Here is a 14862-nt window from a genome sequence, read left to right as displayed (position 1 = left end):
ATCGCCCTGCCGGAGTGATTCGCGTCACACTCCGGCGGTGGCCCGGTGGCGGCGCCGGCCGGCGGGCGGGGTGGGGTCGGCGTCCCAGGCGGCGACGGGGTTGCCGAGCCAGCGCCCGCCGCCGGGGACGTTCTCGCCGCGCATGACCAGGGAGGCCGGGCCGACGGTGCTGCCGGCCCCGAGGGAGGCGTTGAGCAGCACGATGGAGTGCGGGCCGGTGGTGGAGCCGGCGGCGAGGTGGACGGGGCCCAGGCGCATGACGCGGTCGTGGAAGAGGTGGGTCTGCAGGACGGTGCCGCGGTTGACGCTGGCGCCGGCCTCGACGGTGACCAGGTCGGTCTCGGGCAGCCAGTGGGTCTCGCACCACACGCCGCGGCCGATGCGGGCGCCGAGGCTGCGCAGCCACACGTTCAGGTAGGGGGTTCCGGTGATGGTGTGGCCGCCGAAGGGCATGGCGAGTTCCTCGACGAAGGTGTCGTAGAGCTCGTTGCGCCACACGAAGGAGGACCACAGGGGGTGTTCGGCGACGCGGAAGCGTCCGACGAGCAGCCACTTGGCGGCGGTGGTGACGGCGCAGGCGACGACGGCGGCGGCGGTGAGCACGAGTCCGGCGGTGCCGAGGGCGACGGCCAGGCCGTAGTCGTCGCGCAGTTCCTGCAGGGCGGCGAGGACGAGGTCGCCGAGCAGGGCGGCGAGGACGATCGGCAGCAGCCGGCAGAGTTCGACGCCGGCGCGCGCCCACATCAGGCGCCGGGGCGGGTTGTAGGTGCGGGCGTCGGCGCCGGTGTCGGCGACGCGGGACAGCGCGAAGGCGGGGCGGCCGAGCCAGGAGGAGCCTTCGGGGGCGTGGGCGGGGGTGTCGGACAGGACGCCGACGAGGGAGTTGTCGGGCAGGTGGCGGCCGGGGCCGACGATGCCGGAGTTGCCGACGAAGGAGCGGCGTCCGACGTGGGCGGGGCCGAGGCGGAGCCAGCCGCCGCGCAGCTCGTACGGGGCGACGAGGGTGTCGTCGGCGAGGAAGGCGCCGTCGTCGACGCGCATCAGGCCGGGCAGGGCGAGCACGGTGGAGGCTTCGACGCGCCGTCCGACGCGGGCGCCGAGCAGGCGCAGCCACACCGGGGTGAAGAGGCTGGCGTAGAAGGGGAAGAGGGTGCGCCGGGCGGTGTCGCTGAGGCGGCTGACGGCCCAGGCGCAGAAGGCGACGCGGCCGGTGGCGGGGTGGTGGCCGGGGCGCAGCGGGAGGGACAGCAGGCGCACGAGGAGCGCTATGAGGGTGGCGTAGCAGACGACGGTGAGGGCGGCCAGCGGGATGGTGGCGGGCAGGAGCTGGACGAGGGCGCCGAGCAGGGTGGCGTCGCTGTCGATCATCGGGTAGACGATGGCCAGGGCGGGCAGCGCGGCGAGGATCGGGACGAGGCCGAAGAGGGCGAAGGCGGCGCCGTAGGCGAGGTTCCAGCCGCGCGGGGCGGGGGCGGGGGCGGTGGGCCAGTCGGCGGGGGCGGTGGTGTCGGGGCGGGCCGGGGAGCCGGTCCAGTGTTCGCCGGGCGGGACGGCGGTGGTGGCGGTGACGCAGGAGCCGGGGGCGATCTCGGCGCCGGCGCCGATGCGGGCGCCGGGCATGAGGGTGGCGCGGTGGCCGATGCGGGCGCCGTCGCCGATGTCGATGCGGCCGAGGTGGAGGGTGTCGCCGTCGAGCCACCAGCCGGCGAGGTCGGCTTCGGGTTCGACGGAGGCGTGGGCGCCGATGCGGGCGAGGCCGGTGACGGGGGGCAGGGTGTGGAGCTGGACGCCGGGGCCGACGCGGCAGCCCAGGGCGCGGGCGTAGCGGGGGGCCCAGGGGGTGCCGGCGAGGGCGGCGGTGCCGAACATGGCGGTGTAGCGTTCGGCGGCCCACAGGCGCAGGTGGACGTGGCCGCCGCGGGGGTGGCTGCCGGGGCGGATGCGGGCGGTGAGCAGGCGGGCGCCGGCGGCGGCGAGCAGGGTGCGGCCGGGGGCGCTGTAGAGGAGGAGCAGGCCGGCGCCGACGGGCCACCAGGAGCTGTGGGGGGCCCAGGCGAGGTGGCTGCCGGTGAGGTTGTCGAGGGCCATCAGGAGGAGGATCCAGCGCAGTCCGGCGAGGGAGAACATGCCGAGGAGCAGGAGGGTCTGCCACAGGCCGGCGCTGCGGGGGGTGCGGCGCACGGTGCGGCCGCGTGCGGCGGGGGCGGTTCCGGCGGCGGTGGTGTCCTCGGGGGCGGCGGCCGGGGCGAGGGTGTCGAGGTGGGCGGCGAGGTCGGCGAGGACGGGGTGGGCGTACAGGTCGGCGACGGAGACGCCGTTGTGGCGGGTGCGCAGTTCGGAGACGAGGCGGGCGGCGGTGAGGCTGGAGCCGCCGAGGGCGAAGAAGTCGTCGTCGGGGCCGGGGGCGGTGCCGAGCAGGCGCTCCCAGTGGGCGGCGAGCCGGCCGGCGGTGCCGTCCAGGGCCCGGGCGGCGGGGGCGGTGCCGGTGGTGGCGAGCGGCCAGGGCAGGGCGTTGCGGTCGACCTTGCCGGAGGTGCGGGTGGGCAGGGAGTCGACGAGGGCGAGGACGGGCACCAGCGGGGCGGGCAGGCGCTCCAGCAGCCGGCGGCGGGCGGTGGCGAGGTCGGGGGTGGTGCCGGGCCGGGCGACGAGGTAGCCGACGAGCAGGTCGGCGCCGGCGGGGGTCCTGCGGACGGCAGCGGCGGCGGCGCGCACGTCGGGCAGGGCCTGGAGGGCGGCGTCGATCTCGCCGAGCTCGATGCGGCGGCCGCCGAGTTTGACCTGGTCGTCGGCGCGGCCGAGGAAGATCAGGCCTTCGGGTTCGTTGCGGACGAGGTCGCCGCTGCGGTAGACGCGGGGCGAGGCGAGGGCGGGGTGGGCGCTGAACTTCTCGGCGTCCTTGGCGGGGTCGAGGTAGCGGGCGGTGCCGACGCCGGTGATGAGCAGTTCGCCGGTCTCGTACCAGGGGACGGGGTGGCCGGCCTGGTCGACGACGGCGATCTCCCAGCCGTCGAGGGGGGCGCCGATGCGCACCGGCTGGCCGGGGAGCATGCGGGCGGCGGTGGCGACGACGGTGGTCTCGGTGGGGCCGTAGGTGTTCCAGAACTCGCGGCCGCCGGTGGCGAGGCGGTCGACGAGTTCGGCGGGGCAGGCCTCGCCGCCGACGATGATCAGGCGGACGGCGTCCAGGCACTCCTGCGGCCACAGGGCGAGCAGGGTGGGGACGGTGGAGACGGCGGTGATGCGCCGGTTCACGAGCCAGGGGCCGAGGTCGGTGCCGGCCTTGACGAGGGAGCGGGGGGCGGGCACCAGGCAGGCGCCGTGGCGCCAGGCGAGCCACATCTCCTCGCAGGAGGCGTCGAAGGCGACGGACAGGCCGGCCAGGACACGGTCGCCGGGGGCGAGCGGCTGCTGCGGGAGGAAGAGGCGGGCCTCGGCGTCGACGAAGGCGGCGGCGCTGCGGTGGGTGACGGCGACGCCCTTGGGGCGGCCGGTGGTGCCGGAGGTGAAGATGATCCACGCGTCGTCGGCCGGGGCGGGCCAGGCCGGACGGCCCGAGGGGCGGGCGTCGGTGGGGGCGTGCAGGGCGCGCCCGGGGCCGAGGACGGCGCAGACGGCGGCGTCCTGCCAGATCATCTCGGCGCGCTCGTCGGGGTCGTCGGCGTCGACGGGCACGTAGGCGGCGCCGCAGCGCATGACGGCGAGGATCGCGATGTAGAGGTCGGCGGTGCCGGAGGGGATGCGGACCCCGACGCGGTCGCCGCGGCCGATGCCGTGGCCGGCCAGCTGCCCGGCGAGGGTCTCGACCTCGTGCAGCAGGGCGCGGTAGTCGAGGACGGTGTCGCCGGTGTCGAGCGCGGGCGCGCCGGGGTGCGCCTGCGCGGTGGCGGCGATGATGTCGAGCAGGCTGCGGGGGTGGGCGGGCTGGGCCGCCGGCCAGCCCGCCACGGGGCCCGGGTTCGGGCGGTGCAGCGTGCCGGGGCCGGCCGTTTCGTGGCGTGCGTCCATGGATGGGTTCCTTGGCTCCGGGGTCCTGGGGGCGCGTACGGGTATCACGCGGGGTGACGCCTTTGTCACCTGCTGGGTGCGCCCACTCACCATGACTCCGCTGGGAGTCGGCTGGATGCAGTGAGGAATCGATCAAAGAAAATTCTCATCATCGATGCCACGCGAGGGCAGCAACGGTATGAATCGAATGCTATTTCGCTGGTTTCCGATCGTTTTCGCTGGTGAAGAGTAATCGCCGAATACCGGAGCGGTGCGACGGGAGCGAGAAGAGTGATGAACACCATGGCGACCGATTCGCTACCAGTAGTGAAGGGGCCGCTGCCGAATCGGGGGGTTCTGGTCGGATCACTGGCGTGTTCACGGTTTTCACATATTCCTGTGGGAGTCTTTCGCGGCCCACACCGCGGCTCCTTCCTGTGAGCGGGCTGGGCAGCGGCGCGCCCGACTGGGATTCGGCTGGGCGAGACCGGAACCGGGACCGTGACGGGCAGGGCGGCGGGGAGAGCGGTACGGAGAGCGGCGGGGAGGTGCTCGTCTGGTACGTGGCGTACGGCTCGAACCTGCACGCCGCCCGCCTCGCCCGCTACCTGCGCGGCGGCCGCCCGGACGGCGGGGCGCAGGCCCACCCCGGCAGCCGTGACCCGCGCCCGCCGCGCCGGGCGGTGGCCACCGTACTGCCGGGCGTGCTCTACTTCGCCGACCACTCGCTCACCTGGGGCGGCGGCTCGGCCTTCTACGACCCGGCCCTCCCCGGCGAAGTCCCCTGCCGGGCCTACCTGGTGACGGTCGGTCAGTTCAGCGACATCGCCGCCCAGGAAATGCGCCGCTCCCCCGGCACCGACCTCGACCTCGCCCCGGTGCTCGCCGCCGGGCGCGCCGAACTGGGCCCGGGCCGCTACCAAACCCTGCTGCACGTCGGCGAGTCGGACGGCCACCCGCTGCTGACCTTCACCGCCGCCCGGGGCGTGGCCGGCGCCGAGCTCAACGCCCCCACCCCGCCCTACCTGCGCACCCTGGCGGCGGGCCTGGCCGAGTCCCACGGCTGGGGCCCCTGGCGCACGGCCGGCTACCTCGCCACCCGCCCGGGCGCGGCCGGGCACTGGACACCGGCGGAGGTGGCGGCGCTGCTGCTGTAGGCGCGGCCGTGGCCCGCGCCCCGGACCCGGCCCGGCCGCTGTCGGCGGGCGCCGCTACCGTGCCGCCATGACCTACCACCCCACCGCGCCCGCGGATGCCGACTGGGACCGCCAACTCGCCGACGCCTTCGCCGCCTTGCTCGGCCGCCCCCTCGCGGAGTACGACCCCGACGCGGTCTACGCCGCCTGCGTCACCGGCAACCTGCTGTACGAGACCGGCTTCCGGCGCGAGCACGCCTGGGTGCGCCCGGCGGCGCTGCGCGGCGAGGAGCCGTTCGTCTCCCGGCTCCACCTGTTCGACGAGGCCGAGGGGACGCCGGTCTTCGACCCGAGCCGCTCGGTGTTCGAGTTCCGGCCGTCCGACGCCGGGGCGCATCTCCCCGAGGGCTTCGCCGCCGCCGTCGAGGCCGCCTGCTTCAGCCCTGGACTGCTGCGGGGCGCCGACCTCGCCCAGCTGCTGGAACGGTACGGCGTCGACCTCACCGACCCGGCCCTGGCCGGTACCTGGGAGGTCTACGCTCCCCTGCTCGTCTCCGACGGCACCCTCCTGGACGCCCTGTGCACGGCCTTCGCCACCGGCCGCACCCCCGGGGAGCTGATGCCCTTCACGGCGGAGCCCGAGGAGGAGTGGGAGGAGGAGCTTTCCGTGATCGGGAACCCCGAACTGCGCACCCACCTCGGCTACTTCTGCACCGACGGGGAGACGGGCCTGATGCCCGTGTCCGCCGACACCACGGCCTTCGGCCTGGACGACGAGGGCTGCGAACCGGTCGCGGGCTGGGAGGACGGGCACGGCCAGGTGGAGGTCACCGTCATCCGGCTGAGCGACCACGTCGCCGGGCCGCGCCGCTGACCCCGGCCGCCCCGCACGACGGCCCGAACGCGGCGGGGCCGCCCGGTGAACTGCCGGGCGGCCCAGCCGTGTTCGGGCGTTTGGGCGGTGCGGGTATCAGGCGTGCGGCGTCCAGAAGGCGGTGAGCCGGCCGACGCCGTGCTCGACGCCCTTCCAGCTGCCCTGGAACTCCAGGACCGCGATGGCCGAGGTCGGGAAGCCGGAGCGGTTCATCCGCGCCAGCAGGTCCCCCTCGGCCTCGCCCGCCAGGGCGTCGGCCAGCGCGTGGACGCCGGGGTTGTGGCCGACCAGGACCAGGTCCCGCACCTCGTCGGACTGCTCGTTGAGGAGCGCGATCAGCTCCCCGAGGCTCGCCTCGTACACGCGCTCCTCGGCGACGGTCTTCGGCACCACCGGGAGCTCGGCGGCCGCGAGCCTCCAGGTCTCACGGGTCCGCACGGCGGTGGAGACCAGCGCGAGGTCGGGGGTGATGCCGGCGCCGGCGATCCAGCGTCCGGCCGCCGGCGCGTCCTCGCGGCCCCGGTCGGCGAGCGGGCGCTCGTGGTCGTCCACGTCGGGGTGCTCGGCCTTGGAGTGGCGCAGCACGACGATCCGGCGCGTCGATTCCTCGGACATGGACGTCTCCCTCGGTTCCCGGAACGGGCGGTTCACCCGGACCAAGATCGTAACAGTCCGTACTGACGGTCCATCGGGTGGAACGCGACGGGTGCGCCGCCCCGGGCGGGCGGCGCACCGCCCGGGCCCCGGCCTCCCCACCGGCCCTACCCGGCGGGCCGGTTGGGGAAGGAGCGGGGCCCGGAGCCGCGCCGGTCAGTGGTGGTACATGCCGACCTCGTAGCCGCCGCCGGGCTGGCGGATCATCACGTTGGCCCGGTTGAAGGCGTTGATCAGCGCGATCGCGCAGACCAGCGCCGCGAGCTGCTCCTCGTCGTAGTGCTCGGCGGCGTTCGCCCACGCCTCGTCGCTCACCCCGCCGGCCGCGTCGGCGAGCCGGGTGCCCTGCTCGGCGAGTTCCAGCGCGGCGCGCTCGGCCTCGGTGAAGACGGTGGCCTCGCGCCAGGCGGCGACCAGGTTGAGGCGCACCGGGTCCTCGCCGGCGTGCACGGCCTCCTTGAAGTGCATGTCGATGCAGGCGCCGCAACCGTTGATCTGGCTGGCGCGCAGCCGCACCAACTCCTGGACGGTGTACGGCAGGGCCGACTCGGCGATGGGCTTGTTGGCCGCGATGAGGTGCTTGAGGACCTTGCCGATGACGGGGCTGGCGAAGGGGTTGAGGCGGGGTTCCATGGCGTGCTCCTCGGTCGCTGTTCCGTTTGCTGCCCCTTGAGACAGGACGGCCCGCCGTTCTGTGACATCCCCCGGCCGCCCGGGCTCCGTGACCTGCGCCACACCACCCGCCGGTGGGCCCCGGCGGGCCTCGGATAGCCTGCTGGCCACGGTCGCGGGGCAGGCGGGGGGTCCACATGACGGGTACGGCAGGTGCGGAAGGTGCGGCCAGATACCGTCCGCTGCTGTTCTCCATCGCGTACGGGATGACGGGTTCGGTCGGCGACGCCGAGGACCTCGTCCAGGACGCCTTCCTCGGCTTCACCCGCGCCGACCGGGCCGGCACCGCGGTCGCCGACCCCAAGGCGTACCTGACCACGGCCGTCACCCGCCTGGGCATCAACCACCTCACCTCCGCCCGGGTGCGCCGCGAGGCCTACGTCGGCGAGTGGCTGCCCGAGCCCGTCGTCACCACCGCCGAGCGGCCCGGCCCGGCCGAGCACGCCGAGCTGGCGGACACCCTGTCGATGGCGTTCCTGCTGCTGATGGAGGCCCTCTCGCCGGTCGAGCGCGCGGTGTTCACGCTGCGCGAGGCCTTCGGGTACGGCTACCCGGAGGTCGCGGAGATGGTGGGGAGGAGCGAGGCGAACTGCCGCCAGATCCTCGCCCGCGCCAGGAAGCGCCTGGCGCCCGCGGCGCACGAGGACGAGGCCGTCGCCCCGGCCCCGGCCCGCCGCGCGGAGGGCGAGGAGCTGGCCCGCCGCTTCTTCGAGGTCGCCGAGGGCGGCGACCTGGACGCCCTGCTCGGCATGCTCGCCCCCGACGTGGTGTTCCAGGGCGACGGCGGCGGCAAGGCCCGCGCGCTGGCCCGCTCCCTCACCGACCCGCGCCGCGTCGCCCAGCTGCTCGTCGGCGGCCTGCGCCGGGTCCGCCGCCTGGGCGCGCGCCTCGTCCCGGCCCGGGTCAACGGCCGCCCGGGCGCGGTGGTGTACGACGCGGAGCAGCGCGTGGCCGGCGTCATCGAGCTGGACATCGACGCCGACGGCGCGGTGCGGTCCGTCCACGCCGTGTCCAACCCCGACAAGCTCGCCCACCTCGGGCCGGTCTCGGGCCTGGGGCTGCTGCCGGCGCCGAAGTAGCCGGGCGACGCAACGGCCCGGGCCCTGGCAACCACCGCCCGGGCCCGGGCCGTTCGTCGTACGGGTGCGGCCGGAAGGCCGGCCGGAGGGTCAGAGCGCGGTGCAGACGGCGGTCGCGCGGATGGACTCGGTCCCGGTGCCGGTGTTGGTGCCGCGCACGACCCAGGAGTTGTCGGTCGCGTAGGAGTCGGTGACGAAGATCCGGAAGGCGCTGGTCTGGCCGCCACCGCCGGTGGGCACCTCCCCGGACGGACAGCTGACGATGGCGACCCCGTTGTCCCCGGGGGCCACGTCGATCCAGTCGCCGACGACCTGGTCGTGCGCGGCCATCAGTGCGGGGCTGACGGCGGCCGGGCCGTGCGGGACGACGACGGTCGGCTTGACGTTGGGCTTGCCCACGGGCTTGCCCGCCGGCTCGCCGACGGGCTCTCCGACGGGCTTGTGGCTGGGCTTGCCGTCGGCGACGGCGGCCACGGTGCCCGTGGCCAGGACACCGGTGACGGCGACGGCGAGGGCGGTCAGGACGAGGGGCTTCATACGGGCCACGGAGGCTCCTGAGGGTTGCGGCTCGGGGTGCGTCGACGCGGGGCCGTTCCCCGCGTCGAGGCCGATCCGTACCCGAACCCCCGGCTCCGGCGCGGAGGCCCGCCGTACCGGCTACCCGGGCGGGGGAACACCGCTGCCCGACCGGGCTAGCCGGGGCTGGAATCCCCCGGTTCGATCAAGGAAGCCGTCCACGGGGGGAACACGGGCAACCGTCACCTCGGCACGTTCCGGCACTTCAACGCCGCGGCACGCGTCATCGGCCGGTGCGACGCCCCGCGCCGCCTCGCGCTCGGCGCCGGGGTCCGCCTGGTCGCCGCCTGCTCCGACTCCCCCGCCGCCGCCACCCCGGTCCCCGACACCGGGAAGCCCACCGTCGCCGAGCGGGAGAGCACGCTGGAACTCATCCCGAGCGAGCCGTCGGACAAGGAGCCGTTCCGCGCCCGGATGCTCAAGGGCTGCGAGATCTACACCAGCGGCCAGCCGTGCCCGATGTGCATGAGCGCCATCTGCTGGTCCCGGTGCGAGGCCGTCTACTTCAGCCGGAACCTGGCGGAGACCGCGGAGATCGGGTTCAGCGACGAGTACCAGTACGACGACTTCAAGAAGCCCATCGAGGAGCGGAGCATCCGCATGGTGCAGTTCTGCCCCGAACTCGGCAAGCCCGCGTACGACGCGTGGAGGGCCAGGCCCGACAAGCACCCCTACTGACCTGCCACCACCTCCGCGACGGCGCGGCGGGGCCGGGTGAACCAGCAGGCGAGCAGCAGGTTGGGCACCCAGCACAGCCAGGCGATGGCGGTGTAGGAGGTGCGGAAGTCCAGGTGCGCGGCCGTCGCGGCGACCAGCATCAGGCGCAGCGTGACGGCGGCGAAGGTGAGCGCGAAGCTGCGGATCATCCAGTGGCGGTGGTCGGCCACCCGGCCGTCGAGGATCGCCCGCAGCCCGGCGTTGCCGGTCACCAGCCAGGCCACGGCCAGGCCGACGAAGCCGAGCCTCGCGACCGCTCCCCCGTACGCGACGGGCGCCAGCAGCAGCGCGCCCACCCCGCCGACCAGGCAGCCGAGCAGGTAGACGACGCCGATCCGGCGGTGCAGGCGCGGCCGGCGCTCGCGCAGGCGGGCGGAGAACTGCCAGGGCCCGACCGCGAGTGCGGTGATCGCGCCGAAGATGTGGATGTAGAGCGGGACTTCGTGGCTCAGGTAGGTGGCGCGCTGCTGCTCGAAGAACCCCGCGGGGTCGAAGCTGAAGTACTTGGCGGAGACCACGGCGATGAGAGTGGCGAGCACCGTCATGACGGCCCAACCGGCCCGTGTGATGCGCATGGACCGAGTGTCGGGCCTGGCGGCCCGGGCCGACATCCGGGTTGCCCCCGAGAGGAACCCCCAGAGAACCCCACCTCCCTTACGGGGGTTGGCACTTGGCGCCCGATGTCAAGATCGTTCCCTCGAAAGTGTTATTCCGGAACGGAGTTCCTTGGAATCGATCGCGGCGCGGCTAGCGTGAACGGCGATCACCACGAGAACTCCCTCCGGAACGAAGGAATCCCATGTCCGACGCCTACGTCCTCGTCAAGGGCAAGACCGCCGAGATCAGCCTGCCCGCCGGCGCCCAGGTCACCGTCAAGGCCAAGACCAACTCGTCCAGCGCCCAGAAGGTGCGGCTCACCAGCCAGGACGGCACCGTGGGCCTGGAGTTCGTCGGGGCCGGTGAGCGCAACACCGTCATCGGCCAGGAGACCATCACCGGGCAGGCCGGCCTCACCGCCGTCTTCGAGTTCAGCGAGGGCGACGGCGTCTTCAAGCCGAGCAGGCTCAACTCCGGTGGCCCGTAAGAGATCGGCGCCTACAACCTGATGGTGCTCGTCGCCGAGAACGGCGACGACGCCGACTACAACGACACCATCCTCGAGTTCAGCTGGTACACGCCGAAGTAGCCGCAGGGCAACGGACAGGCCTCCGGCCCGGCGCGGACTCCCGCGCCGGGCCGGAGGCGTGTCCGCGGGCGGCGCGGTCAGGCGGGCTGCCAGAGCTCGATGCGGTTGCCCTCGGGGTCGGTGACCCAGCCGAACCGGCCGACGCCGTCCATCTCCTGGGTCTCCTCGGCGACGTCGGCGCCCTTGGCACGCAGCTGGGCGAGCATCGCCTCCAGGTCGCGGACGCGGAAGTTGAGCATGGTCTGCTGGTCGCGGGGCCCGAGGTAGTCGGTCCCGGACGCGAACGTCGCGAACACCGTCGGCCCGGCTTCCTGCCGCCACAGGCCGTGCTCATCGGCGTCCAGCCCCAGGCAGTCGCGGTACCAGGCGCCCAGCGCCGCCGGGTCGGCGGCCCGCAGGAAGTATCCGCCGATGCCGAGCACTCGTTCCGTGCCGTCATCCTGCCAGGCCGTCGGCCTCCACCCCGATCACCCCCAAGGAGGCGCCCACAACCGGGTGAAGCGGCGGCGAGCGTGCACCGTCCCGGGGTGGGTTCGGGCCTTCACCCGTGAAGGCCCGGACCCACGGTCGAGGGCGTCATACAGCACGATCCGGTTCGCGGAACGGTTGAGGATCCACAGCACGCGATGCCCACGTGGCGCCCCGGCTCCCCCCGGACACATACGCGCCGAATACAGAGGCGTCGAGATCCTTGAGGGACTCCAGTACCAGCGTGGCAATCGCGAAGCGAGGATCGCGGCGATCAGCGGCCTCGGGAACGGCGACGACCGTCATCTGGGCTGACACGCCGGCGAGGACGCCGTTGAGCGAGTCCTCGATCACGACGCATTCGTCGGGTGACGCGCCGAGGGCGGCGGCTGCGCGGAGATAGGCACCCGGGTGGGGCTTGCCGTGTTCGTCGTCTTCGGCCGAGAACACGGCATCGAAGGATCGGTCAAGGCCGGTGCTCGCGAGCGCATGCCGAATCACCGACTCCGGCGAAGACGACACGACGGCCATCGCCCTCGATGCGCGCGCGCACGCCGCGACGGCGTGTTCGGCGCCGGGTTTCAGCGCCACTCCCTCCAACCTGCGGCACACGGCGGCCACGATCTGCTGCTCGACGTCGTCGGGGTCGGCCTGAATCGTGGCCCGATCGAACCAGTAGGCCACCATGTCCCGTTGCCGCAGCCCGCGCGTCGCCGCCTGCATCTCCGTTGTGAGGTGCAGGCCAAGCGGACCGAACACGTCACGCTTTGCCGCGTCCCAGACCGGCTCGGAGTCGATCAAAAGGCCGTCCAGGTCGAACAGGACAATCGGTTGCATCGGTTGCTCTTTCGTTGGCGATCACGCGAGGACGAGACGATTCGCTGCCCCGCCGTGCGTGAGCGGGTGGTGCCGTGGCCGATGACGAGGCCCATGAGCCGCCGGCCGGCCCGGCGGCGAGCGTGAACCGTCCCGGGGCGGGCTCGTCGGCCCACCCCCGGTCGGCCGGCCGCTTCATCCTCGATCGAACTCCTTCCACACTAGCCGGAACCGGCTCCAGTCCGAGTATGGAAGTTGATCTTCTGACAGGACATCACCGGCTTCCCGCCGGATGCTTGCCCGGTGAGCGTGGCGAGGACGCGCTGGCGGTGGGGAGCGAGCGCGTCCGTGGAAAGCGCGGGACGCCGCACCGGGACGATCGAGCCCGATCGCGCGGGCCCTCGGTAGGGAGACTCCTGCGGGAGCGCTCCTCGCGGGCACCGGCCCGGAGGAATCACCGGCTTCCGGGCCGGCTTCACCTGCCTGTCCGGGCCGCCTCCGCTTCGGCGAGCTCAGCGAGTACCCGGTCCGCCGCCTCCCGAAGCCCCTCCACGCGCTCGCGCGCGGCCGGCTCCCGCTCCTCCAGGAGACCCGCCAACGGCTTCTTACGCCTGGGACAGTGGAACGCCGGCTCTCCGATGCGGCGCTGGTGCCGCATCAGCGGAACCGTATCGATGCCTGCGCGGCTTTAGGGGTTGATGAACGAGTGATCTGGCCCAACAGCGTCCGGGCGAGCGTCAAGACCGGGCACGACCGGGAGGTGTTCGCCGTCTATCCGCACCGGTCGGCCTGCCCTCAGTCGGTCTGGGCGCAGCTGATCGCCGAGGCGCGGTCCGAGGTCTTCCTCGCCGGGTACACCAACTACTTCGTCTGGCTGGAGCAGCCCGCCCTCCTCCAGACCCTGCGGCGCAAGGCCGAAAACGGCTGCCGCATCCGCTTCCTCCTCGGCGATCCCGAGTCCGGGACGACGCGCCGGCGCGAGCAGATCGAGGACGTGGCCCTCACCGTGTCCACCCGGATCCGGGTCACGCTGGAGCACCTGGCCAAGCTCTCCGGCACCCCGGGCGTCGAGGCCCGCTTCAGCTCCCCGGAGGACGGACCGAACCACATCGGCCTGTCCGTCTTCCGCTTCGACGAACACGCCCTGGTCACCCCGCACCTGGCCCGCACCGTCGGCCACGACTCCCCGCTGATGCACCTGCGGCGCAGCGAGGAGAACGGCATGTTCGACCGCTTCGCCGAGCACATCGAGGAACTCTGGTCCCGGGGCAGCGCCATCCCCACCGACCCGGCCCGCGCATAGGAAGTCGGCCCCGCCGACTTCCTGCTCCACCGCTCAACCAGGAGGGCACCACCATGAACAGCGGCGGCCGGAACGGCTGCGGGGACGGCGCCGCCGATTCCTCCCCCGCAGCGCTCCACTCCGTGTCCGTCGCGGGAGTGGTCGTCCGCGAGGACGGGCGCGTGCTGGCGATCCGGCGGGCCGACAACGGCACCTGGGAGCCGCCGGGCGGCGTCCTCGAACTCGCCGAGACCGTCGAGGACGGCCTGCGCCGCGAGATCCGAGAGGAGACCGGCATCGAGGTCGGCGGCGACCAACTCACGGGCGTCTACAAGAACATGGCCCGTGGCGTCGTCGCTCTGGTCTTCCGCTGCCACCCCACCGGCGGCGCCGAACGGCTCTCCTCCGAGTCCACCGCCATCGCCTGGCTGGCCCCCGACGAGGTCGCCGACCGCATGGCCGAGGTCTACGCCGTCCGCGTCCTCGACGCCCTGCACCCCGGCCCCGCCCGCGTCCGCTCCCACGACGGCCGGCGCCTCACCGCCGCCCCCGAACGCCTCGCGTGAGAAGTCAGCCCCGCCGACTTCCCGCTCCGCCGTCCGTGGCTACGGGCCGCACGCCCTTACGGACCCCTCCGGCCGGGCCCTCCCCCGCTCCTGTGCGGGGCCGGGCCCCGGTTCGATTCGCGGGAGGCGGATCTTCTCCCCCACGGGCTCCAACTGCGGGCGGTCCGCCCGCAGTCGCGGCGTGACGGCCGGGGACAGCGGCCGTCCGCGCCCAGGTGCGGCTCGGCTCCAGAGCCACCTCCGCCAGGCGGGCGAGAAAGCCAGCCGGAAGACGTGGTGGCTGAGGGAGAGGTGGTTGCCGGTGAGCGTCTGCACGAAGGTCTCGGTGAAGTCGACGGCCGAGTCGTCGAATCCGAGCTTGCCGACGACAACGATGAGCACGCCCCCGTCGGACAGCCGCTGGCTGTCGACGTCGCTCAGGAGACGAGGTCCCGAAGCTTCGCCTCGATGGCCTGTCGTCCCTGGACCTGCTGGCCTTCGAAGGTGAGCAGCGCGTCCTCCGCGTAGAACCCCCGCCACGCCTGCACGGGACTCGCCGCCCTCGTCGAAGTGGGCGTAGTAGCCCTTCACGAACTGAGCACCGATGTCTTCGTATCCCGTGGTGAAAGTCATGGCGGGCGAGCCAGCAGGGAGGTCGTCGTCAGAGTGCGGGTTCAGCCGTTCCGGCACTGTTTGTTGGCTCTCGGAGGTCGGACCGCCCCGGGAGCGTCCGAGCCGTTCGTCGGGGCGATGCTGCCGGGGGTCGCGGCGCCCGGCCGGCACGCCGGGCGCCGCGGACGCGCGCGGCCAGCCGGCGGGGTGGCCCGACGGCCCGCGGGGCCGGGGTGGAACCCGGGCGCGGGGTGGGCC

Annotated in this window: 17 protein-coding genes; 8 read left to right on the top strand and 9 right to left on the bottom strand. The window is 73.8% G+C overall.

The genetic code is table 11. The features are described 5' to 3' along the window. Positions 1-24 precede the first annotated feature (24 nt). On the bottom strand, positions 25-4008 hold the full coding sequence (locus ACFVU7_RS33995) for a Pls/PosA family non-ribosomal peptide synthetase (RefSeq protein ID WP_388048967.1): 3984 nt from the start codon (positions 4006-4008) through the stop codon (positions 25-27). A 527-nt stretch (positions 4009-4535) separates the two neighbouring features. On the opposite strand from ACFVU7_RS33995, the gene ACFVU7_RS33990 reads away from it, so the two are divergent. After that, complete coding sequence (locus tag ACFVU7_RS33990) at positions 4536-5144, top strand: histone deacetylase (RefSeq protein WP_388048965.1); 609 nt, start codon at positions 4536-4538, stop codon at positions 5142-5144. A gap of 67 nt (positions 5145-5211) precedes the next feature. Beyond that, positions 5212-5997 carry a hypothetical protein gene (locus ACFVU7_RS33985; RefSeq protein WP_388048962.1) on the top strand — a complete coding sequence of 262 codons (786 nt, stop codon included), beginning with the start codon at positions 5212-5214 and terminating at the stop codon, positions 5995-5997. 96 nt (positions 5998-6093) lie between these two features. On the opposite strand, the gene ACFVU7_RS33980 is transcribed toward ACFVU7_RS33985, so the two are convergent. Continuing rightward, entirely contained in the window at positions 6094-6612 is a 519-nt protein-coding gene (locus ACFVU7_RS33980; RefSeq protein WP_388048960.1) for a SixA phosphatase family protein, read from the bottom strand. 195 nt (positions 6613-6807) lie between these two features. Further along, positions 6808-7284 (bottom strand): carboxymuconolactone decarboxylase family protein, encoded by a 477-nt coding sequence (locus ACFVU7_RS33975; protein ID WP_049650876.1) that lies wholly within the window; start codon positions 7282-7284, stop codon positions 6808-6810. 176 nt (positions 7285-7460) lie between these two features. On the opposite strand from ACFVU7_RS33975, the gene sigJ reads away from it, so the two are divergent. After that, positions 7461-8402 carry an RNA polymerase sigma factor SigJ gene (gene sigJ / locus ACFVU7_RS33970; protein ID WP_388048957.1) on the top strand — a complete coding sequence of 314 codons (942 nt, stop codon included), beginning with the start codon at positions 7461-7463 and terminating at the stop codon, positions 8400-8402. Between the two features lie 90 nt (positions 8403-8492). Here the strand turns inward: sigJ and ACFVU7_RS33965 are convergent, their stop codons facing one another. Then, positions 8493-8948, bottom strand: coding sequence for a hypothetical protein (locus ACFVU7_RS33965; RefSeq protein ID WP_143204473.1), 456 nt, complete (start codon positions 8946-8948; stop codon positions 8493-8495). Positions 8949-9392: 444 nt separating this feature from the next. Here ACFVU7_RS33965 and ACFVU7_RS33960 point away from each other — a divergent pair, with 444 nt between their 5' ends. Beyond that, complete coding sequence (locus ACFVU7_RS33960; protein ID WP_388048955.1) at positions 9393-9656, top strand: hypothetical protein; 264 nt, start codon at positions 9393-9395, stop codon at positions 9654-9656. Here the strand turns inward: ACFVU7_RS33960 and ACFVU7_RS33955 are convergent. Next, positions 9650-10270, bottom strand: a complete 621-nt coding sequence (locus tag ACFVU7_RS33955; protein ID WP_388048952.1) for a DUF2306 domain-containing protein — start codon at positions 10268-10270, stop codon at positions 9650-9652. The two genes, ACFVU7_RS33960 and ACFVU7_RS33955, sit on opposite strands and share 7 nt — an antisense overlap. A 224-nt stretch (positions 10271-10494) precedes the next feature. On the opposite strand from ACFVU7_RS33955, the gene ACFVU7_RS33950 reads away from it, so the two are divergent. Both ACFVU7_RS33950 and ACFVU7_RS33945 read left to right on the top strand, forming a co-directional pair. Further along, positions 10495-10779, top strand: coding sequence for a hypothetical protein (locus ACFVU7_RS33950; protein WP_388048949.1), 285 nt, complete (start codon positions 10495-10497; stop codon positions 10777-10779). A 21-nt stretch (positions 10780-10800) separates the two neighbouring features. Beyond that, entirely contained in the window at positions 10801-10881 is an 81-nt protein-coding gene (locus ACFVU7_RS33945; protein WP_388049037.1) for a hypothetical protein, read from the top strand. A gap of 77 nt (positions 10882-10958) precedes the next feature. Here ACFVU7_RS33945 and ACFVU7_RS33940 read toward each other — a convergent pair whose 3' ends face one another. Continuing rightward, on the bottom strand, positions 10959-11303 hold the full coding sequence (locus ACFVU7_RS33940; RefSeq protein ID WP_388048946.1) for a VOC family protein: 345 nt from the start codon (positions 11301-11303) through the stop codon (positions 10959-10961). A gap of 154 nt (positions 11304-11457) precedes the next feature. Continuing rightward, the gene (locus ACFVU7_RS33935; RefSeq protein WP_388048943.1) at positions 11458-12186 is read right to left on the bottom strand and encodes an HAD family hydrolase; all 729 of its coding nucleotides are present in this window, start codon (positions 12184-12186) and stop codon (positions 11458-11460) included. Between the two features lie 685 nt (positions 12187-12871). On the opposite strand from ACFVU7_RS33935, the gene ACFVU7_RS33930 reads away from it, so the two are divergent. Together ACFVU7_RS33930 and ACFVU7_RS33925 are read left to right on the top strand one after the other, a co-directional pair. Continuing rightward, on the top strand, positions 12872-13468 hold the full coding sequence (locus ACFVU7_RS33930) for a DUF5919 domain-containing protein (RefSeq protein WP_388048940.1): 597 nt from the start codon (positions 12872-12874) through the stop codon (positions 13466-13468). A 53-nt stretch (positions 13469-13521) separates the two neighbouring features. Continuing rightward, positions 13522-14013: an NUDIX hydrolase gene (locus tag ACFVU7_RS33925; protein WP_388048937.1), complete on the top strand. Its 492-nt coding sequence runs from the start codon at positions 13522-13524 to the stop codon at positions 14011-14013. A 39-nt stretch (positions 14014-14052) separates the two neighbouring features. Here the strand turns inward: ACFVU7_RS33925 and ACFVU7_RS33920 are convergent, their stop codons facing one another. Both ACFVU7_RS33920 and ACFVU7_RS33915 read right to left on the bottom strand, forming a co-directional pair. Continuing rightward, on the bottom strand, positions 14053-14394 hold the full coding sequence (locus ACFVU7_RS33920) for a hypothetical protein (RefSeq protein WP_388048934.1): 342 nt from the start codon (positions 14392-14394) through the stop codon (positions 14053-14055). Positions 14395-14429: 35 nt separating this feature from the next. Then, positions 14430-14540: a ketosteroid isomerase family protein gene (locus ACFVU7_RS33915; RefSeq protein ID WP_387820927.1), complete on the bottom strand. Its 111-nt coding sequence runs from the start codon at positions 14538-14540 to the stop codon at positions 14430-14432. Between the last annotated feature and the right edge of the window lie 322 nt (positions 14541-14862).

The sequence above is a fragment of the Kitasatospora sp. NPDC058046 genome (genome assembly GCF_042885595.1).
Lineage (GTDB): Bacteria > Actinomycetota > Actinomycetes > Streptomycetales > Streptomycetaceae > Kitasatospora.
The sequence above is the reverse complement of the archived record's forward strand: the minus strand, read 5'-3'. Positions and strand labels throughout refer to the sequence as shown.